23 protein-coding genes and 1 pseudogene are annotated in these 26,942 nt (G+C 53.1%); 10 read left to right on the top strand and 14 right to left on the bottom strand.

The genetic code is table 11. From position 1 onward, the window contains the following. Positions 1–61: 61 nt before the first annotated feature. Positions 62–922 (bottom strand): outer membrane beta-barrel protein, encoded by an 861-nt coding sequence (locus F0P93_RS17220; protein WP_225309521.1) that lies wholly within the window; start codon positions 920–922, stop codon positions 62–64. Positions 923–1,272: 350 nt separating this feature from the next. On the opposite strand from F0P93_RS17220, the gene F0P93_RS17215 reads away from it, so the two are divergent. From F0P93_RS17215 to F0P93_RS17205, 3 genes and pseudogenes are all read left to right on the top strand, one after another. Continuing rightward, positions 1,273–1,794 (top strand): gluconate 2-dehydrogenase subunit 3 family protein, encoded by a 522-nt coding sequence (locus F0P93_RS17215; RefSeq protein ID WP_150878075.1) that lies wholly within the window; start codon positions 1,273–1,275, stop codon positions 1,792–1,794. Between the two features lie 13 nt (positions 1,795–1,807). Beyond that, positions 1,808–3,526 carry a GMC oxidoreductase gene (locus F0P93_RS17210; protein WP_150878072.1) on the top strand — a complete coding sequence of 573 codons (1,719 nt, stop codon included), beginning with the start codon at positions 1,808–1,810 and terminating at the stop codon, positions 3,524–3,526. 134 nt (positions 3,527–3,660) lie between these two features. Further along, a pseudogene (locus tag F0P93_RS17205) lies at positions 3,661–3,813 on the top strand (transposase); the annotation flags it as partial. Between the two features lie 491 nt (positions 3,814–4,304). On the opposite strand, the gene F0P93_RS17200 reads toward F0P93_RS17205, so the two are convergent. Then, on the bottom strand, positions 4,305–5,258 hold the full coding sequence (locus tag F0P93_RS17200) for an HNH endonuclease (RefSeq protein ID WP_150878070.1): 954 nt from the start codon (positions 5,256–5,258) through the stop codon (positions 4,305–4,307). A 156-nt stretch (positions 5,259–5,414) separates the two neighbouring features. Next, complete coding sequence (locus tag F0P93_RS17195; RefSeq protein ID WP_150878067.1) at positions 5,415–7,049, bottom strand: carboxylesterase/lipase family protein; 1,635 nt, start codon at positions 7,047–7,049, stop codon at positions 5,415–5,417. 164 nt (positions 7,050–7,213) lie between these two features. Here F0P93_RS17195 and F0P93_RS17190 point away from each other — a divergent pair, with 164 nt between their 5' ends. The 3 genes from F0P93_RS17190 to F0P93_RS17180 all read left to right on the top strand — a co-directional run bounded on the left by F0P93_RS17190 (position 7,214) and on the right by F0P93_RS17180 (position 11,275). Beyond that, on the top strand, positions 7,214–8,272 hold the full coding sequence (locus F0P93_RS17190) for an alpha/beta hydrolase (RefSeq protein WP_150878066.1): 1,059 nt from the start codon (positions 7,214–7,216) through the stop codon (positions 8,270–8,272). 30 nt (positions 8,273–8,302) lie between these two features. Then, complete coding sequence (locus tag F0P93_RS17185; RefSeq protein WP_150878064.1) at positions 8,303–9,766, top strand: leucyl aminopeptidase family protein; 1,464 nt, start codon at positions 8,303–8,305, stop codon at positions 9,764–9,766. A 294-nt stretch (positions 9,767–10,060) separates the two neighbouring features. Beyond that, complete coding sequence (locus F0P93_RS17180) at positions 10,061–11,275, top strand: ATP-grasp domain-containing protein (RefSeq protein ID WP_150878061.1); 1,215 nt, start codon at positions 10,061–10,063, stop codon at positions 11,273–11,275. 42 nt (positions 11,276–11,317) lie between these two features. Here the strand turns inward: F0P93_RS17180 and F0P93_RS17175 are convergent, their stop codons facing one another. The 4 genes from F0P93_RS17175 to gldB all read right to left on the bottom strand — a co-directional run bounded on the left by F0P93_RS17175 (position 11,318) and on the right by gldB (position 16,519). After that, positions 11,318–13,150, bottom strand: a complete 1,833-nt coding sequence (locus F0P93_RS17175) for a MutS-related protein (protein ID WP_150878059.1) — start codon at positions 13,148–13,150, stop codon at positions 11,318–11,320. After that, positions 13,150–13,581: a Fur family transcriptional regulator gene (locus F0P93_RS17170; protein ID WP_114408695.1), complete on the bottom strand. Its 432-nt coding sequence runs from the start codon at positions 13,579–13,581 to the stop codon at positions 13,150–13,152. Before F0P93_RS17170 ends, F0P93_RS17175 begins: the two co-directional genes overlap by 1 nt. 105 nt (positions 13,582–13,686) lie before the next feature. Continuing rightward, the gene (locus F0P93_RS17165) at positions 13,687–15,501 is read right to left on the bottom strand and encodes an ABC transporter ATP-binding protein (protein ID WP_150878057.1); all 1,815 of its coding nucleotides are present in this window, start codon (positions 15,499–15,501) and stop codon (positions 13,687–13,689) included. A 40-nt stretch (positions 15,502–15,541) separates the two neighbouring features. After that, on the bottom strand, positions 15,542–16,519 hold the full coding sequence (gene gldB, locus F0P93_RS17160; protein ID WP_150878055.1) for a gliding motility lipoprotein GldB: 978 nt from the start codon (positions 16,517–16,519) through the stop codon (positions 15,542–15,544). Between the two features lie 38 nt (positions 16,520–16,557). On the opposite strand from gldB, the gene F0P93_RS17155 reads away from it, so the two are divergent. Beyond that, positions 16,558–17,451 carry a porin family protein gene (locus F0P93_RS17155; protein WP_150878052.1) on the top strand — a complete coding sequence of 298 codons (894 nt, stop codon included), beginning with the start codon at positions 16,558–16,560 and terminating at the stop codon, positions 17,449–17,451. Here the strand turns inward: F0P93_RS17155 and F0P93_RS17150 are convergent. The 5 genes from F0P93_RS17150 to F0P93_RS17135 form a co-directional block, all read right to left on the bottom strand. Further along, entirely contained in the window at positions 17,448–18,149 is a 702-nt protein-coding gene (locus F0P93_RS17150; protein WP_191908843.1) for an SCO family protein, read from the bottom strand. The genes F0P93_RS17155 and F0P93_RS17150 overlap by 4 nt on opposite strands. Beyond that, positions 18,055–18,552 (bottom strand): toxin-antitoxin system YwqK family antitoxin, encoded by a 498-nt coding sequence (locus F0P93_RS31515; RefSeq protein ID WP_191908842.1) that lies wholly within the window; start codon positions 18,550–18,552, stop codon positions 18,055–18,057. Before F0P93_RS31515 ends, F0P93_RS17150 begins: the two co-directional genes overlap by 95 nt. Before the next feature lie 76 nt (positions 18,553–18,628). Then, the gene (locus tag F0P93_RS17145) at positions 18,629–19,396 is read right to left on the bottom strand and encodes a YHYH protein (protein ID WP_150878047.1); all 768 of its coding nucleotides are present in this window, start codon (positions 19,394–19,396) and stop codon (positions 18,629–18,631) included. 75 nt (positions 19,397–19,471) lie between these two features. Then, a complete protein-coding gene (locus F0P93_RS17140; protein ID WP_150878044.1) occupies positions 19,472–20,143 on the bottom strand; it encodes an ATP-binding cassette domain-containing protein in 672 nt (223 codons plus the stop codon). Further along, a complete protein-coding gene (locus tag F0P93_RS17135; RefSeq protein WP_150878041.1) occupies positions 20,140–20,502 on the bottom strand; it encodes a hypothetical protein in 363 nt (120 codons plus the stop codon). Before F0P93_RS17135 ends, F0P93_RS17140 begins: the two co-directional genes overlap by 4 nt. A gap of 129 nt (positions 20,503–20,631) precedes the next feature. Here F0P93_RS17135 and F0P93_RS17130 point away from each other — a divergent pair, with 129 nt between their 5' ends. Both F0P93_RS17130 and F0P93_RS17125 read left to right on the top strand, forming a co-directional pair. Then, entirely contained in the window at positions 20,632–22,368 is a 1,737-nt protein-coding gene (locus F0P93_RS17130; protein ID WP_150878038.1) for a serine hydrolase, read from the top strand. Positions 22,369–22,580: 212 nt separating this feature from the next. After that, positions 22,581–23,876, top strand: coding sequence for a TonB family protein (locus tag F0P93_RS17125; protein ID WP_191908841.1), 1,296 nt, complete (start codon positions 22,581–22,583; stop codon positions 23,874–23,876). 35 nt (positions 23,877–23,911) lie between these two features. Here F0P93_RS17125 and F0P93_RS17120 read toward each other — a convergent pair whose 3' ends face one another. Then, the gene (locus F0P93_RS17120) at positions 23,912–24,814 is read right to left on the bottom strand and encodes a diacylglycerol/lipid kinase family protein (RefSeq protein WP_150878033.1); all 903 of its coding nucleotides are present in this window, start codon (positions 24,812–24,814) and stop codon (positions 23,912–23,914) included. Between the two features lie 76 nt (positions 24,815–24,890). On the opposite strand from F0P93_RS17120, the gene surE reads away from it, so the two are divergent. Beyond that, positions 24,891–25,628, top strand: coding sequence for a 5'/3'-nucleotidase SurE (gene surE, locus F0P93_RS17115; RefSeq protein ID WP_150878030.1), 738 nt, complete (start codon positions 24,891–24,893; stop codon positions 25,626–25,628). Positions 25,629–25,669: 41 nt separating this feature from the next. Here the strand turns inward: surE and serS are convergent, their stop codons facing one another. Then, on the bottom strand, positions 25,670–26,941 hold the full coding sequence (gene serS / locus F0P93_RS17110; RefSeq protein ID WP_150878028.1) for a serine--tRNA ligase: 1,272 nt from the start codon (positions 26,939–26,941) through the stop codon (positions 25,670–25,672). Position 26,942 lies beyond the last annotated feature (1 nt).

The raw sequence follows: 26,942 nt of genomic DNA, 5'->3' as shown, positions 1-26,942 counted from the left end.
AAAATAACCTAAAGCATTCCTTTCGGAATACCTTAGGTTATAGACAAAGTCACTCGGTTACTTAAAAGCGGAAACCGAGGTTGAAAGCAAACGTCCGGCGTTTGGCATCAGCATCATCGAACACATTCTGAAAGCCGTGGTTATAAACCGCATCCAGCGTCAAAGGTCCCAGATTGATACCGGCGCCCAGCAGACCATTCAGAATCGTGCGATTCAGATCGTCTTTCTCCAATTGAAAATTGTTGTCGCCAATCGCCACCAGCGAAGACAGTTCAGCCCCTGCCTGGACCCGCAAGCCTAATGCACTGCCAATCCGTAGGCCGACATAAGCCGGAATCGCTAAAAAATGCTGGTCAATTTTGCCACGAATTTCGTTGGAAACCGATCCCGGCGTAGTGCCTTGGCCCGTCCGGATCAAATCGGTGGTTGAATTTCGGTATTCAAGACCGATCTGCCCAAAAACCGTTCCGCCCGTCCGACCGTAAAGGCCGGCCTGCCAACCAGCCCGGTAGGAGCTGGCGGGGATGGGTTCGTTCATAAAACGGGAGAAGTTGACCCCCGCATAGATCCCGAATTTACCGTCTTTTCCCGCCGGTCTATCCGCCTTATCCCGGCTGTTCCGGCTCATTTGGTCGTCCGCCGATGAGGTGGTCGTCGTCGTTGTGGTCACGGTATTGGCGCTGTTCGCAGCGGGAGCAGGAGTCGTTGAATAGGTCGTACCCGTTGTCTGCGTTGCATTGTTGTCCGTCGACACGGTGCTTGGCGTCGTTGAATAAGTCGTACCGGTTGCTCGGGTCGTGTCTGTCGCCGGTGCGCTATAGGTCGATGTGCTCGTTGTAGACGTCGTGTTGGTAGTGTTCTGACCAGTAGCCAGTTGCGCCCCCAAAAGACAGGTTGCCATTAATGTGAATTGTGCTTTCATAACGGTTTGGATAACGTTGATTAATAATAAGGCGCAATATGCATTGCGCCTTATTAAACCGTGTTCGCCTGTACAATGTTTTTCTACCTAAACTTCAATCCATGAGTCCGGATAGAACAATTAGATTAATTAACTGATAATCAATTTATTAAAAAATAGAATATTGTATGGGTAAAAAAAATTACATGGTGAAGTTTATAGTAAGACACGCGCTTTGGCCAGCCAAACGTTCTTGGTATTGAACGCAGTATCCGGTGTTCAGCCCGGACGACACACGCGCTACCGGAAAGTCCGGCCCAGTTCTGATTCCCGAAAAGGTTTAATACTTTTGTTCCATAAACCCCTACTTCATGAAACGACGTACCGCCTTAAAAAGCCTGATGATGGCAACCGGGAGTTTGGTGACGCTACCCGCCTGGGCCACCGGCTGGACGCCCGAAACCGTTGGCCAGACCACCTTTGCATCCCGCGCCGAAGAAACGATGCTGGCCGAACTGGTCGAGACGTTCATTCCCGAAACCACCACGCCTGGCGCCAAATCCCTGAAAGTACATCAGTTCGTCATGCGCATGATTACCGATTGTTACGATCAACCAGCGCAGGAACTCTTCAAAACCGGCCTGGCCAAAACCGACCAGTTTGCCCAGCAGACGTACAGCAAACCGTTTACGGCCTGCGATGCCACCCAACGCACCGACCTCCTGCGGCAACTCAGCGCGGCTGTCGAGCCGGAAACACAGCAATTCACCAACCTAATCAAAGGCCTGACCATCCGGGGGTATACCAACTCGGAATATTACCTCGTCAACGTCCGAAAATACGTCATGGCACCCGGTTTTTACCACGGCTGCGTGGACCTTATCAACAACTGACCCTTCCTCTCCTATGTCATACTTCAATATCGATTCGGTAAAAGACCGCACCTACGATGCCATCGTCATCGGCTCCGGCATCAGTGGCGGCTGGGCAGCTAAAGAACTGTGCGACAAAGGCCTTCGCACGCTGGTGCTGGAACGCGGCCGCGACGTCAAACACGTGACCGACTACCCCACGACGATGATGAATCCCTGGGAATTTGAACACGCGGGCCAGATTCCGAAGGCGCTGAAAGATGCCAATCCGATTGCCAGCCGCTGCTACGCCTTCAACGAAGACGCGGCCCATTTTTTCGTCAAAGACGCCGAACATCCGTACGTTCAGGAAAAACCGTTCGACTGGATTCGGGGCTACCAGGTCGGCGGGAAGTCGCTGATGTGGGCGCGCGGCACCCAACGCTGGTCGCAGTATGATTTCGAAGGTCCCGCCCGCGACGGTTTTGCGGTGGAATGGCCCATCAGCTATGCCGACATCGCGCCCTGGTACAGCCACGTGGAGCGGTTTATCGGGGTGGCCGGCAACAAAGACGGTCTGGCGCAATTGCCGGACGGCGAATTCCTCCCTCCCCACGAGCAGTCGTGTGTGGAAAAACACTTCACCGACCAGATGGCGACGCATTACAAAGGCGCGCGACCCATCATCATCGGCCGCTGTGCGCACCTGACCCAACCCAAGGAAATTCACCTGAAGCAGGGACGCGGACAGTGCCAGAACCGGAACCTGTGCCAGCGGGGCTGTCCGTTTGGCGGGTATTTCAGCAGCAACTCGTCGACGCTGCCCTGGGCCGCCAAAACCGGTAAAATGACGCTCCGGCCCGATTCTGTGGTGCATTCGATTCTGGTTGACGGCAAAAAGAACAAGGCGACGGGCGTACGCGTGATCGATGCCAACACCAAGCAGGAGACGGAATATTTTGCCAAAATCATCTTCGTCAACGCGGCTTGTCTAAACTCCAACCTGATTCTGTTGAATTCCAAATCCAGCCGGTTTCCGAACGGTCTGGGGAATGACAACGGTTTGCTGGGCAAATACATGGCTTTCCACAATTTCCGAACAACCATTTCAGCCGAATACGAAGGCTTGCTCGACAAAACCACCGACGGTATCCGGCCCAACGGCAGCTACATTCCGCGTTTCCGCAACGTCTTCAAGCAGGAAACTGACTTTCTGCGGGGCTATGCCGCCGGTTTCAGCGGCAGCCGCGTCACCAGCAACGATACGGCGGGTATTGGTGAAGAACTGAAGGCAGGTCTGTTCAACCGGAAATACGGCAACTGGCGCGTCGGCTCGCACATGATGGGCGAGACCATTCCCAAAGAAGAGAGTTTTGTGGCCCTGGATTCGGAGTTGAAAGACGCCTGGGGCATTCCGCAACTGCGGGTGTCGGTGGGCTATGACGATAACGACGAAAAGATGATCCGGGATTTCCACGAGCAAATGTCAGAAATGCTGACGCTGGCCGGTTTCACTAACATCCAGACCCACGACAAACCCGACAAAGCCCCCGGCCTCGACATCCACGAAATGGGCGGTGTGCGGATGGGCAAAGACCCAAAAACGTCGCTGCTCAACAAGTGGAACCAGTTTCACACCTGCAAAAACGTCTTCGTCACTGACGGCGCCTGCATGACGTCCACCTCCACCCAAAACCCGTCGCTGACCTTCATGGCCATCACGGCGCGGGCGGCCAATCACGCGGTGAGTGAGCTGAAAAAGGGGAATTTGTAGGAAGACGGGTGATAAGCTAAGAGTTAGCTTATCACCCATTCTTTTTAGTATTTTAAATGCTTGCTCAAGCATTTAAAATTATCCCAATCATTTGATCATCCCGTAGGGATACAACACTAATAACCTCCACCACCATGCCAAACACCTACACCCAAATTCACCTGCATTTGGTCTTTGCGGTGAAACACCGAACCGCCGTCATTTCGCCATCGTGGAAATACAAACTGTACAATTACATGACGGGCATCATCCACAACCATACGCACAAACTCCTCGCCATCAACGGCCCGTTGGAATGAGGTTCCATCCTGTCGTTGTTGTAATTCTCACAAAATAGCGGTTCCATTTGTCCCGAAGGGACATAACAGCGCAGCGTTGGTAGCAACGACGATTTCCCCAACGCTCCCGCGTGCCGTATGGCACGCAACGATTCCCATTAAACAGCCGGTTGTGTGCCATACGGCACACGGGGAGGGCGGGGAATAACCGAATCGGCTACCGACGCTACGCTGTTCAGCGCCTGACGGCGCAAAAAAGCGGCACAACAGTCCCGGCTTGTCGATAGATTTGTCTTGCTATGATTTACCTCGACAACAACGCCACCACGCGGATTGACCCTAAACGTTCTGCAATTCTCGACCACCTCATGGAAGACATGCCCTACACTGTTCAAACAATCCAGCGAAAAATTGACAAATTTGGAGGTTTACAGTATGCCCGGGAGGATGCTTTTAAATACGTCTCAAAAAAGGACGGACAGCTCGGGTTATTTGATTGGTTATCGCCTAAAGCGTTCCCTCAAATGCCACCCGAAATGCTCCGTTTTCGGGTAATGAACTTCCCCAATGGGTAACTGCAACGGTTTTCCGTGGAACTGCCGCAGGTTATAGGGGCTTTGTGAATTCTCCGCTATTAACGGCGAAATTACTACCCGCAACCGGTCGTCCACACTAATCATCCCCCTGTCAAAAGCCGTATGTAAATTCGGGCAAAGGGCAATCCCATTCGTAACTTTATCATCACCGGAAATACTGATCGGTACAATATGACAGGCTTCCACCAGCGAAGATCCGTCTACAGCAATTACTTTCATTCCTGAAATAGCGCAGGTGAAATCATATACTTTTGGTATTAATCTTTTAAACAAGCCACCCCGGACGAAACGCGTTTCTTCGTCCTCAACTGGCTGCAAAACCGGGTAAGTGGCTTCTTTTTCATTTAGCAGATCCGATTCCAAATCCTGCAAGTAGCTCCGCCCGTAGTTTTTGATTTGGAGAAATGCCTGTTTAGTTTCGCCAAAATAAGTGTCGAGAAGTAGTTGCTTAAGTTGGAAATGAGCATCACTGATTAGCAGATTAAATAAATCATCGGCCAGAAAAGCATACTCCAATCGGTCACTTAAGGTTTGAACACTACGGATATACGTGTCAATCTGAAAACCCGGTTTTGCTTTTAAAAACCAGAAACCTTCACTTTGGAGGTAATAAAATGGTTGTGTAAAGTCATCTTTATGGGCGGTTTTAACCAACAGAGCAAAGTTTTCCTTGAATGTCGCAACGAGTTCAGGCGTGATAAGCAGACGGTTTTCGGTGATAAGTCGTTTTTCAATGAGTTCGATTATAGTCAACAGAAAAACCGGCTTGTGTGGCGCTTTGCCATACCGTGTTCCGCCTTGCTTCAACTTCTGAAAGGCGCGAATGTATTTTCTAAGAATAGATGGTTCAGGAATCATAAACTTACAATTTATAGAGCTTAGCGCGAAAAACCCAAAACCTGTAAGGTCTTGAAGAACTTGCAGGTTTCTAAACTCCCCTCACCTTTCCTAAAAAAAACAGGGGCCAGTTCCCAAAGAACCGCCCCCGCTTTCACCCAATACCAATTCCGAAACCTACTGCTTCGTGTAATACGGATCGAGAAACAGATACCGCGCCCGGTTTTTCTCCGTCTCCAGGCGGGTGTTCACGTCGATTTGCATAAACTGAATGCTGTTGCCGCTGTTGATGGCGGGCCAGTTGGGCAACCCGGAACCGTTCGGATTCCCGGTTTTGACGAAGTTGGCGAAATACTTCTGCATCACCTCGGACACTTTGTAATCATCGGGTGTCCAGGCGTAAACCTTGTTTTTTGGCAGGTTCCCCATCGCATACTCGATCTCGGCCGAGTGGACGGCCCCCCGCGCGGGCGGTACTTTTACAGCATTAGCATCCGTTGATTTTACCACGCCACCCGCCAGACCGGGAGCGGCATTCCCCATTTCGGGCACCATCGCCGGGCGCGGACGCGAGTAGTAATAGCGGTAGACCGGTTTACCACCGCCCGTTTTGCTCTGCAAATCCGCCCATTTCCAGGTGCTGTAGGCCAGAAAACGGTCACCCGCCAGCGCCGTCGCCGATTCCAACACTTCTTCTTCCGTCGAACCGGGATACAGTTTCAACACCTCCTCGGCGCGGTCGTTGTAGAGTCGTTTCACGGCATTGGCATAGCCTTCGGGCGTCGGTTTTTCCTGTCCCAACACCGCCCGGGCGTTCATTTCTTCCGAATTCCAGCCCGCCAGCAACGGCACCTGCGCCTGCTCGCCAGCGGCAAAAATTTCCATTGGCGGTTTCGGGAAGAAATATCCGTCCACCGTCGCGCTAAACCGGGGGGTGCCGGGTTTGCCCGTAGCTTCGAGCAGTTTTTCCGCTGGCATGGCCCGTAACTCCGCTAAGGAACCGGCACCTACGCCCTTCGCAAAAGCCGCTCCGGCTTCTTCGCCTTTCGCCAGCGGAACGGGCGGCAACCCGCCCAGCAACGAACCGCTTTCGCCAATGGCTCCGGCAATCAGGCCTTTCGACAAGGGCGACGCCATCAGGCCGCTCACCGCAATCGACCCCGCCGACTCTCCGGCAATGGTCACCCGCTTGGGATCACCGCCAAAAGCCGCAATGTTTTGCTGCACCCAGCGCAAAGCCGCAGCCATGTCCAGATACGCATAATTCCCGGACGACTGATGGGCCGACTCCTTCGTCAACTCGGGATGCGCCATGAAGCCAAACACATCGAGCCGGTAGTTGACCGTGAGGGCCACCATGCCCTTGGCTGCCATGCTCTCGCCGTCGTAACGGCCTTCGGAGCCGTCACCCGCGATAAAACCGCCCCCGTAGAAATACACCAGAACCGGCAGTTTCTCCTTGTCCGACTTCGCGGGTGTCCACACGTTCAGGTACAGGCAATCTTCACTCATGCCATTCGACCGGAATCCCATGTCGCCAAAAACCGCGCGTTGCATGGCCCGGGGTCCAAACTGAGTGGTTTTCCGGACGCCCTGCCAGTTTTTAACGGGCTGCGGTTCTTTCCAGCGTAGCTCACCAACGGGCGGCTGGGCAAACGGAATGCCTTTAAAAGCCCGGATTCCCGTAGGCTCAGTAACGCCCTCGACCACGCCATTGGCGGTTTTGGCTTGCGGGGTCGTCTTGTTCAATTGCGCATTTGCCATCTCGGCTACCTGAATCGTCAATACCGTCAGGATTAAAAAGGTTTTCATAGTCTTTTGTTTCGTATAAAATGAGAACTTGCAAAGCATCCATCCAAAGCACACGACTTAGGAATAAGCGAATCTTTTATTGTCTCATTTTGTGAACAATAATAGAGATTTACCCCAACCTTTACAACGGCAGGCCGTAAAGACCTTGATCCGATCGACCCTGTATGGCTTCCATCCGCTTCGAACTCACCACCCCCGACGACGACCGACCCGTATTTATTTCTGGCCCATTTTGCCAGTGGTATCCGGATGTGGAGCGGTTTCAGCTACAGAAAACCGGGCCGGGGAAGTATGGTATTGAACTGCCAGCCGGTTTTGCTCCGCTGGAATACAAATACACGCGCGGAAGCTGGGATTCGGTCGAGCTGAGCGCGGCTGGCGAAGGCGTTCCGAACCGGGTTTCCCGTCGCCAGATTGGCACCCGCCGGGATGTGGTTCTGCACTGGCGGTGGCATGGCTTGCCGTTCAATCCGGCTTTTCTGCCCAAAATCAGCTTGGTCAGCGATGCCTTTGACGCGCCACAACTCAATACGACGCGCCGGATTCGGGTGCTGTTACCCCACGACTATGACGCTTCCAGCGCCCACTACCCGGTTTTGTATTTGAACGACGCGCAAAATCTGTTTGGCGAAGGTTCATCGTTTGGCAACTGGACCATCGACCAGAAACTGGCGATTCTGGCGCACCGGCATCACCACCAAATCATCATTGTTGCCATCGACCACGGTGACAGTGAACGTGTTGCGGAATTTCTGCCCTACAACACCCGGCTCGCCGATGGAAAAGGACATCATTACCTCGACTTTATCGTTTACACGCTAAAACCGCACATCGACGCCCGGTATCGTACCTTGCCCGACCGAACTCACACCGGTATGGGCGGCAGTTCGATGGGCGGTTTAATTACCGTTTACGCCGGTTTATGGCATCCGTCGACCTTCGGAAAGCTGCTGGTTTTCTCGCCTTCGCTCTGGGCGGCTCCCAACGTGTACGCCGATGCGATGCGGTTTTACCATCCCGAACCGACGAAAGTGTATTTGTACGGCGGGAAAAAGGAGTCGGCCTACATGATTCCGGCCCTGCAGCGGTTGCAGGAATCCCTGCTGCGGCCCAAGAGCCACCCAAATCTGAAAATGCACTTATCCGTCGATCCGAACGGAAAACACACCGAAAGCCGCTGGGGCCGGGAATTTCCGCAGGCCGTAGAATGGTTGTTTTTTTGATCGTTACCTTTGCTGTAACCTTATTTTCCGATGCAAATCCAACTCACGACCACCCAGCCGCTGTCTGCCGACACGCTCATTCTGCCGATTCAGCAAACCGATGACTTGCCGGAAGTGCTGAATGCCCTGGCCGACCGGTTTAACCTGACACCGGCGGCTTTGCAGCACGATTTCAAAGCCGATTTCCGGGAAATTCTTCCGCTCTATCAATCCGAAGGACGAAAAACGTATCTGCTGGGCTTGGGAAAAGAACTCACTGCCATGATCTGGCTGCGGGCGTTTCGAGATCTGTTTTTCCGCCAGAAAGACCGGCTGACCCCAACCGTCGGCGTCGATCTGAGCGGTTTTGATGCCGACGTGATCGAAAGCGTGGTGCTGGGCATTCGCTGGGGTGGTTATGACCTGAAACTGCACAGCACGGCTAAACCCAAAACCACTGAGTTTTATTCGGAAGAAGGAGTTCTGGAAATCTATATCACTGATCAACAGCAGGGTATCGCCGAAGAAGTTCTTCACCGCGCGGAAGCCATCGCGGCCACGCACCGGCAGATGCTGGATCTGATGAATTCGCCGTCCAACTACAAAATTCCGCAAGTCCTGGCCGACTGGGCCATTGCTTCCGGCCAGCAACACGGTTATTCGGTGACGGTTTTCGACAAAGCCGAAATCGAACGACAGGGACTTTTGGCTCTGTTGAGCGTCAACAAAGGCAGCGAACATCCACCGGTTTTTATTATCGCGGAATACAAACCCGACAATCTACCGGACGCTAAAAAAGTGGGACTGGTGGGCAAAGGTGTTACGTTCGATACGGGCGGTATTTCCATCAAACCGTCGACCGGGATGCACCTGATGAAGAGCGACATGGGCGGAGCGGCAGCGGTTTTGGGAACGATGGAAGTGGCCGCTAAACTCCGGTTACCGGTTCACCTGATTGGCATTATTCCGGCAACGGAAAACATGGTCGACGGCCACGCCACCAAACCCGGCGATGTCATCGGCTCCTACCTCGGCAAAACCATTGAAGTGATCGACACCGACGCGGAAGGCCGCATCATTCTGGCCGACGGCTTGGGCTATATGGTCCGAAATTTCCAACCCGACGTCCTGATCGACCTCGCCACCCTAACCGGCAGTGTGATCGGCACACTGGGGTATCATGCCGCCGGTTTGTTCAGCAACAACGACGATCTGACCAGCCAGCTCCTGAAATCCGCAACCCAAACCGGCGAACGGTTGTGGCCGCTGCCACTCTGGGATGTGTACAAGGAGGACATTCAGTCGGATGTGGCCGACCTGAAAAACTTCAGTGGAAAACCGCTGGCCGGTGCCATCAGTGCCGCCAAATTTCTGGAAGTCTTCACCGAATCGCACCCCGCCTGGGCGCACCTCGACATCGCCGGCATGGCGTTCACCGACACGGAATTTGGAACGCAGAAGAACGCAACCGGTTTTGGGATTCGGTTGTTGATTGATTTTTTAAGAAATGGTTAATAATAGATGGTTTGATGGTTAAAATGGTTTTGATGGCTACATTGTTAAAAATGGTTAGATTGGTAAGGGGCATCGTGAAAAAAAATAGCCCCGGATTAAAATCCGGGGAAAAGAAATCGCGAAATTGACGATGAACCGTTTCAACGGTTTAAGCGCTCCAAAACCGTTAAAACGGTTGATAAACCGGGCACTTCCATCACGAGCCCCACGGTTAAAACCGTGGGCTAATTATCAACCATTCAACCACCAAACAATCATTATAACCATTCAATCATCAACAACCATCCCATCTTCATGAGCCAGAAACTGTCCTTTCTCTGCATCTCAACGTATTTCAAAGGCGAAGCTTTTCTGAAAGCCTGCAAGGAAGCGGGCAACACCGTGTATCTGCTGACCTACGAGAAACTGGCCGATCATCCGTGGCCGCGGGAAGCCGTCGACGAATTCTTTTATTTGCCGTCGCAGGACAATTCGTCGCAGAATCTGGATGTGATGATTAACGGTCTGGCGCACATCATGCGATCGCATCAAATGGATCGGGTGGTGGCAATGGATGATTTTGATGTCGAAAAAGCCGCCCTGGTGCGCGAAACGTTCCGGATTCCCGGCATGGGCCAAACCACGGCGCGGTTTTTTCGGGATAAACTGGCGATGCGGATGCGGGCGGCTGCCGATGGCATTCGGGTTCCGGCGTTCAGCAGTCTGTTTCACGACGAAACCATCACCGACTTTCTACGAAATACGGAAGCGCCCTGGCTCATCAAACCGCGGGCCGAAGCGTCGGCGACCGGGATCAAAAAAGTGCATTCGCTGGACGAAGCCTGGCAGGTGATTCATTCGCTGGGCGACCTGCGGCATACCTTTTTGATCGAACAGTTCAAACCGGGCCGCGTGTTTCACGTCGATTCGCTGTCGCAAAACGGGAAAACGATCTTTACCCGCGCCAGCCAGTATCTGGCTACGCCGATGGACGTAGCCCACGGCGGGGGCGTTTTCCGAACGGCTATTTTACCCTTTGACTCCGACGAAGCCCAAAGTCTGTACGAACTGAATGATGCCGTAATGGCCGCGTTTCGGATGCAGTCGAGTGCTTCCCATTCTGAATACATCCGGGGTGATCACGATGGCGAATATTATTTTCTGGAAACGTCGTCGCGCGTGGGTGGGGCCAACATTGCCGAACTGGTCGAAATCTCGTCGGGCGTTAACCTCTGGGCCGAATGGGCCAAACTCGAATCTGCCATGGCCCGGAATGAACCGTATCAATTACCGGCCGTTCAACACCACTATGCCGGGCTGATTATTTCGCTCGCCCGCCAGCCGTGGCCCAACACCGACGGTTTTACGGACAGCGAAATCCAGTGGCGCATGAACAAGGAACACCACGTCGGTTTCATCGTCCAATCGCCCGACCGCGAGCGGGTTTTGCAACTCCTCGACAACTATATGGAACGGATTTATCAGGAATACCACGCGTCGGCGCCGGTTCCCGACAAACCGACGAATTAGTATTCCCCCCAACCCCCTGAAGGGGGCTTAAAATTCAAACGGTTAAGCCCCCTTCAGGGGGTTGGGGGTGTCTTCCTGAAATTTGTGCATTTCAATGCCAATGGATTCCATCAACTGGCTGGCGTTGAAGCTGCGGCAGACGCCGTTTCGTAGCTGGTAGTCGAAATGCAGCTTGCCATCGATTACGTCAGAGTTAAAACTGTAGTTGTGGACAAATGGATGCATAGCGGCTAAATCGCCCAGTTCGACATCGTGGGTGGACACAAAACCGGAGGCTGAGGTTTCGTGCAATTGGAGAATCAAGGCCCGCGCACCCCGGTGACGGTCGGCGGAGTTGGTACCTTTCAGAATTTCGTCCAGAAAATACAAAACCGGCCAGTTGGACGTTTGCCGCGTGCGATCGATGAGCGTTTTCAGGCGTTTCAGTTCGGCGTAAAACGAAGAGGTGTTTTCTTCCAGCGAATCCTGCGTCCGCATGCTCGTAAACACCTGCACCGGCGAACAAACCAGCTTCTCTGCCGCCACGACCGAACCCGCCAGGGCCAGCACGACGTTGGTGCCAATCGTCCGGAGAAACGTACTTTTCCCCGACATATTCGAACCGGTAATCAGCATCGTTTGCCCGTTTCCGTCGATTTTCAGGGAGTTGGCGACACTTTTGTTGGCCATCAGCATCGGATGCCGGGCCTGTTGCGCATCGAGTTGCAGCGGTTCCTCTCTAAACTCCGGAACGGCGTATTCAGGATGGGCGTAGGCCAGACCCGCCAGGCTGTTCAAGGCTTCGGCTTCGGCCAGCGCATCGAGCCAGTCGTTCAGGTGTGGGCCGTAGGTGCGCTGCCAGCGATCGAGGGCCTGCAAATAGTGAATATCCCAAAGGGTAACAATACCGACGAGCAGAAAGAAATACGGATTCCGGCGAAAATTGAGGTTCTCCACCAATTGGCTCAGCTTGCCAATGGCAGCCGCTGCCGACCGGTTTTCAAGATTCGTTACGGCCTGCAACCGGTGCAGAATGGCCGATTCAAAGCGCGGACTTTCGAGGTGCTTCAACAGATCGCGGTACGTTTTCAGGGCCTGCGACATGGCAAACGTCTGTTCACTCACGTTTTTCGCCCGTTCAGCCGCCTGCCCCAGCAACACGCCATGCACCAGCAGCGAAGCCGTAACGGCCCAACCCGGCAAATAACCGGTCATCCAGAGCGCCAGCAAGGTTAGCGTGATGGCGGGAAACAGCCAGCGGGCGATGGTTAAATATACCGGCAAAGGTTCGGACGGTTTGGTTGCCCAGTTTTTCAGGGCCTGCGGGGATTCGCCAACGGACGGATTGAGGTACGACAGAGCCGCCAGTTCCTGCCGCCAGTCGAGCAGAGGTCGCAACTCAGCCACGGCATCCTGACGAAGCAATACCTCATCAACGGGAACGGGCGACCGCAGATAAGACGCCAGTTTGCGGCTCCCTTCGTACGTATACGTCCGGTTGAGCAATCGAAAAATGGAATGATTGCCGAAAATATCGAGATCACCGGCGTAGGGATGGTTGGCATCGGCAAACTCAAGGCCGGTTTCAGGGCGCAGAAATTTGCGTTCCAGCCGGGCGGTTTCGTCGCGGTTGATAAAGGCCAGCCAGCGGACGCGATCGCGTCGGCGCTGAACGGCCTGGTGGCGTTTCAACAGCACAAGAAAACCGATAATGCCCAGCAAACCAACGCCGATGGCGAAGCCATCTTGTCCGCGGTCGGCCAGAAAATACACCAGAAAAGCCACGCCAACAAACCAGATTACCCGGATGATGGACAGGCGGTTGTAGCCCGCACGGGCTTTTAGTTCTTCCTGTAAAAACCGGGTTTCACGTTCCGCAAAAATCGAATGGGGCATTACAACGCGATGTTTTTATTACAAAGCGAACACACGCCCTGAATCAATAGATTGGTTTCTTTGCGACTATATCCGGAGGGTAAGCTGACCGCCGGAATCAGGGTATTTTCCAGACAGGTCGTTTGTCCACACTGTTCACACTTGAAATGAACGTGGTCGTGGTGGTGGTGATCGTGGGCGCAGGCTTCGCGGCAAAGGGCGTATTTCAAACCGCCTTCGTCGTCCAGCACTTTGTGCAGAATGCCCTTGTCGACAAACGTTTTGAGCGTCCGGTAAATCGTCACCCGGTCGAAGTCGTCTTTCAGGCTTTCTTCAATATCGTGGTGCGCCAGGGCATAATTGGCGGTAAAAAACGTATCCAGCACTTCCTCCCGACAACTGGTATGTCGCAGGTGAAAGTCATTCAAAGTCTGTTTAATGGCAGTGTTCATACGCTTAAAAACCGGTTGATCCTGTTTACCCCCAACCCCCTGAAGGGGGCTTCAAATCCGGTTTTTTTAGCCCCCTTCAGGGGGTTGGGGGCAGTGAGGTGCATTTTAACTATCCGTCGTTTCAAACTGTAATTTAACCAAATTCGCGTACAAACCGTCTTCCAGCGTGCTCAGTTCGTCGTGCGTACCGGTTTCGGTTATCTGCCCTTCGCGGAGCACGTAGATGGTATCCACCTTCCGAATCGTTGCCAGCCGGTGCGCGATGATGACGGTCGTGCGGTTTTGCATTAGCACGTCCAGCGCTTCCTGCACCAGCCGTTCCGACTCGGCATCGAGCGAACTGGTGGCTTCGTCCAGAATCAGAATCGCCGGGTCTTTCAGAATGGCGCGGGCAATGGCAATCCGCTGCCGCTGACCACCCGACAATTTAACGCCCCGCTCACCCACAATCGTCTGGAATTTCTCCGGAAACGATTCGATAAAGTCCAGCGCATTGGCTTTCCGGGCGGCTTCCATCACCTCGGCATCGGTCGCACCCGGTTTTCCGTACGAGATATTTTCGAGAATCGTCCCGCCAAACAGAATCACTTCCTGCGGAACCACGGCAATATTCTGGCGCAAATACCGGATGTCGATCTCCTGAATCGGTCGTCCGTCGATGGTGATCGAGCCGCCCGTGGTGGCATAATACCGCAACAACAACTGCACGATCGTCGATTTACCGGCTCCGCTCTGACCCACCAACGCAATTTTATGACCCGCCGGAACCTCCAGCGAAACACCTTTCAGCACTTCGACGTCGGGGCGCGACGGGTATGAGAAATGAATGTTGCGAAACCGGATGTCGCCCTGCAACGGCATGGCCAGTCGAATCGGTTCCGTTTCGGGCAGTTCCACTTCCGATTTTTCTTCCAGAATGTCCAGAATCCGTTCCGAAGCCCCAATCGTCCGCTGAATCTGGGCGTACAGATCGCCCAAACCGCCAACGGCCCCGCCGATGTACATGGTATAAATGACAAACGTGACGAGTTGCGCAAACGTCAGCTCACCCGCCAGCATCAGTTGGGCACCGTACCAAACCACGCCGACAATGCCGCCAAACAGCGCAAAAACGATAAACGACACAAAACCGCCCCGGTAGTTGGCCACCCGAAGCGAGTTCTGCACCACTTTGTCGAGCGCCGTCGAATACCGCCGGATTTCATACGGTTCGTTCGTGAAGGCTTTCACCACGCTAACCGATTGCAGCGTTTCTTCCACCACGACGTTGGCCTGGGCCAGTTCGTCCTGCGCTTTCCGCGACAGTTTGCGGATGAATTTTCCGAAGAAAATAGCCGCCACGATCACCACCGGCACCGTTGCCAGCATGAATCCTGTCAGTTTCAGCGACGTGAAGGAAATGAGGGCTACCCCAGCCAGCAGCGTAATAATCTGGCGAAGAAATTCGGCCAGCGTGGTCGATAACACATCCTGCAACTGGGTGACGTCCGACGAAATGCGGCTGGTCAGTTCACCAACGCGCCGTTGTTCGAAGAAGAAAATCGGCAGGGTCACAATTTTCTTGTAAACCGCCCGCCGAACATCGGCCATCGACCGTTCGCTGACCTGCGCGAACAGGTAGACCCGCGCAAACGAAAACGCCGACTGGATTACCAGCAACCCGAATAAAAGCAGCGTCAACTCATTCAATGAACCAGCCGACAGCTTGTTTTCAACTACTTTCAGGATATCGCCCAGCAGTTTCGGAAACACCAGCGTCGTGGCCGACGACAGCAACAGGAATACCAGCCCCGTAATGAAATACCCCTTATACGGTTTGATGAACCGGAACAGCCGCAACGATTTTTTCAGCGCATCCCGGTTCACCTTCACTTTTTTATCTTCTTCGTTCTCTTCAGAACCCCTTCCTCTCTTTGCCATTCTTTTTTTCCTGTAAAGTCGGCGAACCGATCATTTTATTTTACTCCTTGTCGTCTTTGAGTCCTTTATAACCGGATTGCTCAAAAATCTGCCGGGCGTTCGCGTTGTCCATCAGCGCTTTAATACCGGGTTCTTTTTCGTCATAATATTTCCTGACAATCCGCCAGCCCAGCCAGCGGCCAATCGCTCCGGGACTTTTCGAGCTGATTTCTGCCGTAAAAGGCCGTTCGCTCAGGTACCGGTTTTTGATGGCCGGACTCACTTCGTAGAGCAACTGGGCGTCGATGAAATAGGCCCAGATGTCCTCCTGAACGTTGTTGGTCTGCGTCAGTTGCTGGTCGGTGTAGCCGATGATGAGGCTGTCGGGCGTGGAGGGCAACATGGTTTTCGTGAACACGTAGCTTTTCCCGTAATAAATCATGTCAGCCAGTAACGTCTGGTCCTGCTGATTGGTCTTGTTAAACCGCTCAGACAGCGCAAAGAGGACGGTTGGCACGATGAATGCTTTCTGATACCGACGTAGAATATAGGCCGGTAATCCTTTGGGGCGGTATTTGGCCTCGGGGCCCGCAAAATAATCCAATCCAATCACCACCAGCGAGTCGCTGATGATCAGATCCGGCCCCATGAAACCGGAGACCATCGTGACGACTCTCGGCGGCCTGAAATCCGGGAAGTTTTCGTGCATCCGGTTGAAGGCTTCCGACAGTTGATCCTGCACGTCGCCGAGCGTTCCAAACTCCGCATTAACCTGCTTATACAATACGTCAAGCTCCTTATCGTTAACTCGTTTGAGCAATTCGTTCACCAGAGCCGTATCCTTGCCGAAGGTGGTGGTTCCGAAATAGACTTGAGCAATATCTTTGTGATCGTCCAGCCACTCGCGGATGGCTTCCGGCTTTCGGGAGCCAAAAAGCGTCTGTTCCGGCCGTTCAATCGTTACCAGTTCCTCGGTTTTGGAACACGCATTGAAAATGAGTATACTTACTAAGCAAAAAACAACGGGTGAAATCTTCATCCTTCCTAATGGGCGTTCTCTTGGAAACATACAAATTTATGAAAAAGTTGGGTTCATACCGGTGTTCCGGGCAGATGATTGCGGTGGCCGTCCTGCTTTTGGGCTTGGTGGGGAACGCCCATAGTCAGGGCCGGGTAACGGTGCAGGAACCCAGTAAATCGAACAAAACGACGGATGACGATGGCTGGGGGCAACCGGCACCCCGGAAAAATAACCGCCGGGCCAATGAGCAAAACCGCCCCAGTCGCGAAACCGAAAAGGTATTTCGCCGGATTCAGGAGGATGATATCGACTACGCGCCCCCGCAAAAGCTGATTGAAATGAGTTTTCGTGTAGCGCCCTCCGTGACGCTCAATACCGCCGAAGGCTTCAATTCGTATGCAGGGTTCCGTGACAATGGAGCCGCCCTGCGCATGAGCATTGGTCCCAGCATCGATTATTTCTTTTTTAAAGACCGGTATTCACTCAGTTCCGGCATCTGGTATACGATTCACCGGTCGGGGTACCGGATTCCGGGGCAATTCGGGCAGACCGTGTGGGACCCCGGGGCCAAACTTCAGCAGTCTTCCTATAATTTGCAGTATATCCAATTGCCCCTGGCGGTTAAAATGTACGCCAACAACCTGTTTCCCAACGCCCGTTTCTATATTCAGACCGGTGGTTTGATCAACATCAAACTGGCCGAAAAACCGCTCGACTCTGTGCATAACGCTCTGTTTCAGAATGCCGAAGATGGTGGTAACTACAGCCGTCAGTATAGCCGGGGCAGTCTTAGCCTGTTGCTCGGAACAGGCATCCAGTACCGGCTAAACCAGAGTCAGGCGTTGTTGCTGGGCATCAGCTACCAGCGCGGATTGACGGATGTGGCCCGGGCGCGCGATCTGGTGTCGAAAAACCATGTCGTTTCGCTGGATCTGGGGCTGAAATTCTAACGGTTCTGGTTTTCTTTCAGCAACCAGTCGATGTCCTGAATGATGCGGTCGGCTTCCACCGCCAGCGTGCCGTTGTAGAGTCCACGAATGTGACCCTGTTGATCGACCAGAATCAGATTTTCGGAGTGTAAAAACCGGGCAGAATCGGCGAGAAAACCCTGCTCCTTTTCCACAAAATAACTCAGACGCGCTACGGTATTGATCGATTTTCGTTTACCGGTTAGTAAATGCCACTGATGCCCCTCAATGCCTTTCCGCTCGGCATATCGCTTCAAAACGGTGACGCTATCCCGCTCGGGCGTTACGCTGTGCGACAGGAATTGCACCGCCAGATTGCCCCGGTAGTGATCATAGACGACGCGCACGGTTTCCATCATTTTCGGACAGATGGAGGGGCAGGCCGTGAAGAAAAAATTGGTCAGATAAACCGTGTTCGCAACGGTTTGTTCCGTGATCGTATCGCCAAACTGGTCGGTCAGCCGGAAAGGAAAAACCGTATGCAGCGTGTCGATCTGGTTTTGATCCGTTGTCCAGATGGGCGTAAAATCGGCCGTGTGGTAATACGGAACACCATCCGGTTCTGAACAACCCGCCACCCACAGGCTACTCAGCAGCCACCCGAACCGAATCGTTCTGCCAAATCGACTGGCAGTTTTTCCGGCCAATGTTCCCGTAATTCCGTCCCTTTCGGGCTTCATAATTCGCAAGGAGGGCGCCGTCGGTATCCCAAACCCGTTGCAGCCCCTGTTCGTAGCCCGCCTGATAGTGTGATTGTTTGAAAAGCTGCCCGTTGGCGTGCCATTCGTGCTGAACACCGCTCCATAAATCCTGCTCAAACAGGTAGTCAAACCGCTTAGTCCCATTTTCCCAATAGCCGATATGCCGGCCTTCTTTTTCTCCCTGATTAAAAAGCCGGACCTCCCGCAACCGCCCTTTTGCATACCAACTTTTCTGAACACCGTGTTCCAGTCCGTTCTGGTAGGTGCCAAGAAAAACCGTATCCGCCCACTCGTTCAGTTGGTAGAACTGGCCGGTAAACGGTTTTTCATTCAGGTAATACCGTCCATTTTTCACCGATACGGTGGCCGTATCGCGGTTCATAACCAACCGGTTTGGGCTTGTCAAATCCGCGCACGAAGCCAGTCCCAGGAGGGCAAGAGCCAGCATCGCAACCCGGTTATTTGGTATACGTCCCCGGCGTCCCATAATAGTCGTTGCCGTTGATGTAGGGCTCGGTGGCCGTGATGTGGTAATGGTAAATGCCTTTCGGATAATCTGCTGTCGCGTGGGAATGACCGTGGTATTTATCCAGATCGCTGTTTGTAACGGTTTTGCCATTTTCAACGGGCCCGTAGACCGGAAAACCGTCGAGCAAAAAACCCAGCAGGGCTTCTTTGCCTTTGTTGGCGGTTAGGTAAGTCGGTTCGGCGTGGTAGTGGTAATCTCCAGCCTGGGCGGGGTGGCCGTTATACTGATCGAAACCGTTGATTTCATCCGTAAGTGGAGCCTGCATGGCGGCATATTGGTTGAAGAACGGAACGCCGTTGAGGGAAACGCCAATGGGGCCGCCCGCCGTCGCCGATTTGGTGGTTGCTTCTTTCGGCGAAACCGGCAGCCGGAAGGCATAGCTAAAGGACACGATTTTGTTCGGATTTTGCTTCCAGGCGGTATTGGTCCCGGTATAGGCTTCGTATTGCGCCGTGGCCCAGCGGGTATTCTGAAAATACGGGCTTTTATGGTCGGGAACGCCCGTTGTTTTGATCGTTATGTAATCGCCGGAACGCGTGATGCTGGTGGCACCGTAGATTTTTTGATACACCTCCGGCACGTCCGTCAAAATGATTTCAAACTCGGGATCGGGATCATCCTGGCAGGCAATGGGTATACCAGCAGCGGTTAGCAGGATCAGGCCGGTCAGAAAGATGGCCAGGTTCTTTTTTCTCATCGGTCAGTTTGCGAAGGGCTTTCCCTTTAGACGCGCGGAATCGCCAAAGGCACATTTTCCGCCAAAAACTTTTCATCACGAACTCAGGTAGCCCCGGTCTTTCAAATCCTGTTCCGGAGCCTCCAGCCGGACGGTTCGCCCGCCGGTATTAAGAAAGTAGACGGAATCGCTGAGATCCAGCACGGAGCGATAGAGATGATCGGACAGAAGAATGCCTTTGCGCCGGGATTCCTGCCGGATCGTCGCGTGCAACTGCTCAATCTGAACCGGCATCAGGTGTGAGAAGGGTTCATCCAGCAAAACAAAAGCCGTATCGGATTTTAGAACCAGCAAAATCTCCGCCAGCCGCTTTTCGCCCCCCGACAAACGGCCCATCCGCTGGTTTTTCAGGGCAGCAATTTTTGGATAGTCCCCGGCGATTTCGTCCAGGTTCACGCCGTACCAGTCGAAAGCCGCCCGGATGGTCAACGAGGGGGGAACGAACGAATGCTGGGGCAGATAACGGATCAAATCAGGCTGCTGATACGGTTTTTCAACGTAGTGACCATCAACCCGTACGGACCGGGTTTCGGTCGGCATCAGGCCCATCATGCTTTTCAGGAGACAGGATTTCCCGCTCCCGTTGCGGCCCAGCAAACCTGTCAGGTGGCCAGTTTGCAGTTTGATGTATACACTCTGGAGAATTTTTCGACTGCCGAACTGCAGCCAGATTCCGTCGGCTTCCAACACAGTCGACTGGCGGTTCATAGGACGCGCATGAGTTGATACGCCAGACCGATCAACAGAAAGGCGATCAGCAGATCGATTGCAAAAGCCCCAGCGAACAAGGCGGTTTCTGACAAACCCAGATTGTGGTAAAACCAGAACCGCGGTTGGTAATTTTTCCGTACCAGATACCAGACCGCCACCTCGGAAAGCAGCTTGAACCACAGGAAATAAACCAGAAAAAGCGGGAAGTATTCGACAAGCTTTAGCAGACTAACGCCGATCAACCCCACGGTTACGAGGTTGCTGACTACCCAAAACGTTCGGTAAAAGAGGAAAACGGCCTGTAATTTCAGAAGACGCATGCGGAGCTGATTTCGGGCAAAATACCGGAATTCCATGACCTGGCGAAATGCCTTAACAAACTTTAACAGCCACTAAAAAGGGCCGGACGAACGGCGTTTAAATACCGTGTATACCCTCTGTTTTTTGCCAAACCAAATGCTTAATTTGCCGAAAACCGTAAGCCCATGAAGCCGCACCTCCAACTCCTCTCCTCTCTGATCCTGCTCGTTCTTTCCGGTTCATTCACCCTGGCCCAATCGCCCAAACTGGCAATCCGGGCCGATTCACTTTTTCGGGAATGGAAAAAAACCGGTAGCCCCGGAGCTGCCGTCGGGGTGGTGCATCAGGGCAAGCTGATTTATGCCAAAGGATTTGGTGAAGCCGACGTGGAAACCGGGGCGCCGATTGGCCCGGAAACCATTTTCCACGTGGCTTCTTTGTCGAAACAGTTTACGGCCTTCGGGATTGTGCTGCTGGCGCAGGAAGGCAAACTATCGCTGGACGATGACATTCACAACTACCTGCCGGAAGTGCCCGATTTTGGCAAAAGGATAACCATCCGGCACCTCATTCACCACACCAGCGGCTTGCGCGACCAGTGGAATCTGCTGGCGATGGCGGGTTGGCAACTGGACGACGTCATTACCAAAGAACAGGTTTTCAACCTCGTCAAACGGCAGCAGGAACTGAATTTTGAGCCAGGTTCGGCCTACACCTATTGCAATACGGGGTATACATTACTGGGTGAAATCATCGCCCGCGTAACGAAACAACCGTTTCGGGAGTGGATGCAAGCGCGGGTTTTCAAGCCGCTGGGCATGAAAAACACCTTGTTTTACGACGATCACGAACGGATTGTCAAAGGTCGGGCGTATTCGTTTTCGAAAGGCGACGGCCCGAATGCCTACAAAAAAAGCGTGCTGAGTTACGCCAACGCGGGTGCCACCAGTTTATTCACGACGGTGAACGATCTGGCGCACTGGATTGGCAATTTCCGCTCGCCCGCCGTCGGCAACCAGGCCACCATGACACAGATGCTGGAACGGGGGCGGCTTACCAAAGGCGACACCCTGCCCTATGCTTTTGCGCTCGTGCATGGCCAGTACAAAGGGTTGTCGCACATCAATCACGGGGGCAGCGACGCCGGTTTTCGGTCCTTTCTGTGCTATTTTCCGAAAGAAGACTACGGTTTTATCGTGTTGAGCAACCAGGCCGAGTTTGATCCGGCCAAAAAAGCCTTCGAGCTGGCCGATATTTACCTGGCTTCGCAGTTAAAAACGGACAAGGTCGTGAAAGCCCCGACGGCTCCGACTCTTGCCAACGTGCATGCCATTGACCCCGCGCTCTTCGATACCTATGCCGGTGAGTATGAACTTTCCGAAGCACCCGGTTTTATCCTGTCGTTCAAGCGGGACGGCAACCGGTATTTCACACAGGCCACGGGGCAGCCTCAGGCCGAGGCCGAGCTGTTTCCATCGTCCGACACCACGTTCTTTTTAAAAGTCGTGGATGCCAAAGTAATCTTTCATCGCCCGCAAACCGGAAAAGTGAGCCAGATCACGCTTATCCAGAATGGCCATCATCCGGGAAAACGGGTCAAACCGTTTGAGATTTCGGCGGAGCAGAAGAAACAACTCGTCGGCCAGTATTACAGCCCGGAACTGGAAACCATTTATACCATCATTCAGAAAGACGATACGCTGAAACTAAGGCATGTCCACCACGGCGAAGTGTCCATCAGTGTTGTTTCTAAAGACCGTTTGCAGGCTCCCTGGTGGTATGTGCAAACCATCGATGTGGTTCGCAACCCGGCGGAACAGATTTTGGGCATCCGGATGTCGAACGGGCGGGTTCGCAATCTGTGGCTCCAGCGACTGCCCGATGATTTTGGCACCGGAAAACCACCCATGACGGGCAAATAGATGATGAAAGGGAATTAGTAGTATTTTTTATACCTTAGATGCCAAAATTTTCATATCCACCCATGAAACGTTGTTTTTACATCCTGTTTTTGCTATCAATGTCGTTGGCGGTTCGCGCCCAGACCGCTTACAAAGATTTCGAAGTCGATTCGGCGGCCCGGCCCATTGGCGGTATCGCACTGCTGGAAAAGTTTATCGACGTTAACCTGCGAATGCCGTATCCGGCCGAAGTGAGCCGGATCAAAGGTATCGTCATTCTGTCGGGGGTGGTTGAACCCAACGGCACGGTTTCGGAAGTAAAAACGCTCCGCAGCCTCCGCCCCGATTGCGACCGCGAGGCCATGCGGGTTTTGAGTCTGTTCAACGCCTGGAAACCGGCGTTGAAAGGTGGCCAGCCGGTTCGCCAGCAGTTTACGTATCCGGTTCGGTTTGCGCCAACGGGTCTGGACTACAAACAGGATAGGGTCAGCCGATATTTTGATGACAAAGCACTCTTGATTACGGATGAAAGCAAAGCCTCGTACCTGCTTGATACACCGGTCGATACACTCGGTTATCCAAACGGAGATCCCATTATTTACCGGAAATCAGGAAAGAACTGGAAAGAATTTGACCGATATCAGTTTAAGAAAGCGCCCTTTACCTACCACAACGATCATGATCCGGCTCTGCCCGATTCAGTAGAGGCTTATCGTCTTCAAACTTTCGATAAAAAAGGCATAGTTCAGGAAACGCAGTATTCTTTTTTTGCAGATGGCTCACTGCTATCGGTAGAACCCCATAGTGATGGCCTAGGCTCCCGATCATCACTTTATTATTACCGAAATGGGACGGTAAAGCGTCTGGAGGAGTCGATCGATGAGAAGAAAACCCAGGAATGGCTCTGGTATCCAAATGGTCAACTTCGTCAAATTGCCTTGCGCGACCTCAGTGCAGAAACTTCCATTCATTTTCAATTGATCAGCCAGTTTGACTCGACGGGTCATCCTACAGTTATAAAAGGAACCGGACAAGCAACCTATGCTTCACGAAGCAACGGGAAACTGCTTCTGGAAAGCGGAGCACTGAAAAACAGTTTAAAAGATGGTGAATGGATCGGGCGATTCAGAAATGATCAGTTAGCTTACCGGGAAACGTACGAAAATGGTAAGTTTCTCACCGGCAAGCTGTATAACGAAAAAGGTGATGTTATGACGTACGATGAACCTGAAAAACAGCCGGAATTTAAAGGTGGGATGTCGGCATTGGGAAGGTTTTTAGGCAGCACTATTCGTTATCCGGTTGAAGCTTCCCGAGCGAGAGTTCAGGGAAGAGTTGTTATCGGCTTTGTTATCGACACGGAAGGGAATGTTGAGGATGTAAAAGTTATGAAAGGTATTGGTTATGGTGCGGATGAAGAAGCTGTTCGAGTCGTGAAAGCCACCAGTGGAAAATGGACTCCAGGTATTCAACGCGGCCGAAAGGTAAAAGTTAAATACACCATGCCAATAAATTTTGCTTATCAATAATGTGTAATAGTATTCGGTTAAGTGGTTGTGGCCCATCAACCAGCCCCTAAAAACGTGAGAAGCCCTTCGCTCAGCGTCAGTTGCAACGCCCGGGGCTTTTTGGATTTAATCAATTGGTCGTCCAGGTGCATTTCGACGCCTTCCCACTGCATGTGGATGGATTTTCCTTTCAAAACCGTTCCCCAATAGTCGCCTTCGACGCCCTGGAGCCGGTTCTGCACGTAGGTCAGCAGCCCGTCGCGCTGGCTTTCCGAAACCAGCACCACCTCGAACAGCCCGTCGCCGGGATCGGCGGCCGGAGCCAGCACCAGATTGGGGCCGATGGAGCGAATGTTCATCACCTCCACCAGCAGATACTCGCCCGAATAATCGACGCCATCCACTTCAATCCGGCACGACTGAACCTGGTACGTCTGAACGATTTCCGAAAGGATTTCCAGCGCTATACGAAGTTTGTCTTCCGGCGAATCGGACGAATTGACCGGATGCTCCTTCATCTCTTTCATTAACTGGGGAAAAACGCCGTACCCGATTCCCTCCAGGAAAAACTGCTTTTTGGGTAAGCCTTGCACCAGCCCGACATCGAACCTCTTCCGCTGATCCGTGCGCCAGCTTTGGACAACTGGTTGTGGATCGTCAGCCGGAATGTTCAATGTCCCCGCAATGTTATTGGCCGTTCCGCTGGGCAACAGGGCAATTGGCAACGGTTTTTCGATTAGCTTCCGGTTCAAAAGATGTTTGGCGACCTTTCGCACGGTGCCGTCTCCCCCCGCAACGACCAGAAAATCGACGTCGGATTTCAATTCTTTCCAGTCGTTTTTCTTCGTAGAAGCATATCGGCAAACAAAACCTTCCGATTCAATGAGTGCCATGAGTTCTTTCCGGGAATGTTCCTCATCACCGGCACCGGGATTATGTAAGAGCTGAGCGATTTTCATAAAGTCCGTTCGAATGATCTATTAAACATCCCGAACGGTTTTTCTGTTGGAATAAGAAGACAAAAATGGTACTGCCATGAGAATTTTAATCACCAACGATGACGGCATATACAGCCCGGGCATTGCCGCTCTGGCCCAAATAGCCTCCCGGTTCGGGGAAGTTCGTGTTGTCGCTCCCGACGTAGAGCAATCGTCGATGGGCCATGCGGTCACCCATTCCCGACCGCTTTCCTACAAAACCTCCCCCATCAAGTTTGAAGGCATCGACGCCTACCGCGTCAACGGCACCCCCGCCGATTGTGTGGCACTGGGAACGCACTTGTGGGGACATACTGATGTAGTGTTGTCGGGGATCAACATGGGGCCGAACCTGGGCAACTCCATGTGGCATTCGGGAACACTGGCGGCTGCCAAGCAGGCGGTTTTGCTCGGCATCAAAGGCATCGCGCTCAGTACGCCGGTCGGCAAGACCGAGCCGGACTTCAAGGCCCTGGAGCCGTTTGTGGCCAAAACACTGGAGTTGTTACTGAAAGATACGGAGTTGTCGCTCTACAACGTCAATTTTCCCCAGCAACCGACCGAGATCCGGTGGACCCGGCAGTCGGTTCGGCTATACGATGGTACGATTGTGCCGGGTATGGACCCGTTGGGGCGCAAACATTACTGGTTTACGGTAACCCCGTTGGAACCGGCCGAAGAAGGAACCGACCGCTGGGCTATCGATCAGGGCTATGTATCCATCACACCTTTGCGGCTTGATTTAACCGACGAAAAAGTGCTCCGGAAAGCACTGGAGCAACCCGCTATTGTCTAGAAAAAGCGAGCGACGCTTCCGGACAGCCGGAAGCGTCGCGCCTAATTGATCATGTCAAACCCGCAATACGGCACCAGCACCTTCGGAATCCGAACGCCTTCCGGCGTCTGGTTATTTTCCAGAATGGCCGCCAGAATCCGGGGCAACGCCAGGGCCGAACCGTTCAGGGTATGCAGCAGTTGGGTTTTTCCCTCGACCCGTGAGCGGAGTTTCAGGCGGTTGGACTGATAGGTTTCAAAGTTGGATACCGAACTCACTTCCAGCCAGCGTTGCTGAGCCGCCGACCACACTTCCATGTCGTAGGTCAGCGCAGACGTAAAACCCATATCGCCCCCGCAAAGCCGCAGGACGCGGTAGGGCAGTTCCAGTTTCTGCAACAATAGCTGGACGTGCAGACTCATTTCTTCCAGTGCCTGATACGATTCTTCCGGTTTGCGGATTTGCACAATCTCTACTTTATCAAACTGGTGCAAGCGGTTCAAACCCCGAACGTGTGCGCCCCAGGAACCGGCTTCGCGCCGGAAACAGGGCGTGTGCCCAACGTTCTTGACCGGCAATTGATCGTCCGATAAAATGACGTCACGGTATAAATTAGTGATAGGTACTTCCGCTGTTGGAATCAGATACAGTTTGTCCTCGGTGGCAAAATACATCTGCCCTTCTTTGTCGGGCAACTGACCCGTGCCAAACCCCGAATCTTCGTTGATCAAAATCGGCGGCTGAATTTCGAAATAACCGGCTTTCAGTGCCTCGTCCAGAAAGAAATTGATCATCGCCCGCTGAATCCGTGCGCCTTTTCCCCGGTACACCGGAAAACCGGCGCCGGTGATTTTATTGCCCAGTTCAAAGTCGATGATCTCGTATTTTTTGATCAGATCCCAGTGCGGCAATGCGCCTTCGGGCAAGGTTGGAATTTCGCCATGTTCCAGAACCACCTCATTATCCTCGGGCGTACGACCTTCCGGAACGCTGCTGTGGGGCAGATTCGGCAAGGTCACCAAAACCTCCTGCAACTGCTGCTCGGCGATTTTCAGGCTTTCTTCCAGTTCTTTCGAGCGCGTTTTGAGTTCGGCGGTTTCGACTTTGGCGGCCTCTGCTTCGGCTTTTTGTCCGGCTTTCATCAACGCCCCGATTTCTTTGGCTTTGGCGTTGGAGCGGGCCAGGACGTCTTCCAGTTCTTTTTGGGCATCGCGCCGTTGCTGATCGAACGCCAGCACCTGCTCGACGGCGGTTTCTGCATTGGCAAACCGTTTCTTTTTCAGCCCCGCCAGGGTGGCTTCTTTATTGTCGCGAATGAATGGAAGTAAAAGCATG

The sequence above is a fragment of the Larkinella humicola genome, from assembly GCF_008727875.1.
GTDB lineage: Bacteria > Bacteroidota > Bacteroidia > Cytophagales > Spirosomataceae > Larkinella > Larkinella humicola.
This window is presented reverse-complemented; position numbering and strand designations above follow the sequence as displayed.

Coding starts and splice junctions, on each gene's coding strand:
- F0P93_RS17125 (WP_191908841.1), top strand. CDS start 22,581: ATGCCGTATCCGGCCGAAGTGAGCCGGATCAAAGGTATCGTCATTCTG.
- F0P93_RS17180 (WP_150878061.1), top strand. CDS start 10,061: ATGAGCCAGAAACTGTCCTTTCTCTGCATCTCAACGTATTTCAAAGGC.
- F0P93_RS17150 (WP_191908843.1), bottom strand. CDS start 18,149: ATGAAGCCCGAAAGGGACGGAATTACGGGAACATTGGCCGGAAAAACT.
- F0P93_RS17120 (WP_150878033.1), bottom strand. CDS start 24,814: ATGAAAATCGCTCAGCTCTTACATAATCCCGGTGCCGGTGATGAGGAA.
- F0P93_RS17140 (WP_150878044.1), bottom strand. CDS start 20,143: ATGAACCGCCAGTCGACTGTGTTGGAAGCCGACGGAATCTGGCTGCAG.
- F0P93_RS17220 (WP_225309521.1), bottom strand. CDS start 922: ATGAAAGCACAATTCACATTAATGGCAACCTGTCTTTTGGGGGCGCAA.
- F0P93_RS17215 (WP_150878075.1), top strand. CDS start 1,273: ATGAAACGACGTACCGCCTTAAAAAGCCTGATGATGGCAACCGGGAGT.
- F0P93_RS17155 (WP_150878052.1), top strand. CDS start 16,558: ATGAAAAAGTTGGGTTCATACCGGTGTTCCGGGCAGATGATTGCGGTG.
- F0P93_RS17130 (WP_150878038.1), top strand. CDS start 20,632: ATGAAGCCGCACCTCCAACTCCTCTCCTCTCTGATCCTGCTCGTTCTT.
- F0P93_RS17165 (WP_150878057.1), bottom strand. CDS start 15,501: ATGGCAAAGAGAGGAAGGGGTTCTGAAGAGAACGAAGAAGATAAAAAA.
- F0P93_RS17135 (WP_150878041.1), bottom strand. CDS start 20,502: ATGGAATTCCGGTATTTTGCCCGAAATCAGCTCCGCATGCGTCTTCTG.
- F0P93_RS17195 (WP_150878067.1), bottom strand. CDS start 7,049: ATGAAAACCTTTTTAATCCTGACGGTATTGACGATTCAGGTAGCCGAG.
- gldB (WP_150878055.1), bottom strand. CDS start 16,519: ATGAAGATTTCACCCGTTGTTTTTTGCTTAGTAAGTATACTCATTTTC.
- F0P93_RS17170 (WP_114408695.1), bottom strand. CDS start 13,581: ATGAACACTGCCATTAAACAGACTTTGAATGACTTTCACCTGCGACAT.
- F0P93_RS17145 (WP_150878047.1), bottom strand. CDS start 19,396: ATGAGAAAAAAGAACCTGGCCATCTTTCTGACCGGCCTGATCCTGCTA.
- F0P93_RS17190 (WP_150878066.1), top strand. CDS start 7,214: ATGGCTTCCATCCGCTTCGAACTCACCACCCCCGACGACGACCGACCC.
- F0P93_RS17175 (WP_150878059.1), bottom strand. CDS start 13,150: ATGCCCCATTCGATTTTTGCGGAACGTGAAACCCGGTTTTTACAGGAA.
- F0P93_RS31515 (WP_191908842.1), bottom strand. CDS start 18,552: ATGAACCGCGATACGGCCACCGTATCGGTGAAAAATGGACGGTATTAC.
- F0P93_RS17185 (WP_150878064.1), top strand. CDS start 8,303: ATGCAAATCCAACTCACGACCACCCAGCCGCTGTCTGCCGACACGCTC.
- F0P93_RS17210 (WP_150878072.1), top strand. CDS start 1,808: ATGTCATACTTCAATATCGATTCGGTAAAAGACCGCACCTACGATGCC.
- surE (WP_150878030.1), top strand. CDS start 24,891: ATGAGAATTTTAATCACCAACGATGACGGCATATACAGCCCGGGCATT.
- serS (WP_150878028.1), bottom strand. CDS start 26,941: ATGCTTTTACTTCCATTCATTCGCGACAATAAAGAAGCCACCCTGGCG.
- F0P93_RS17200 (WP_150878070.1), bottom strand. CDS start 5,258: ATGATTCCTGAACCATCTATTCTTAGAAAATACATTCGCGCCTTTCAG.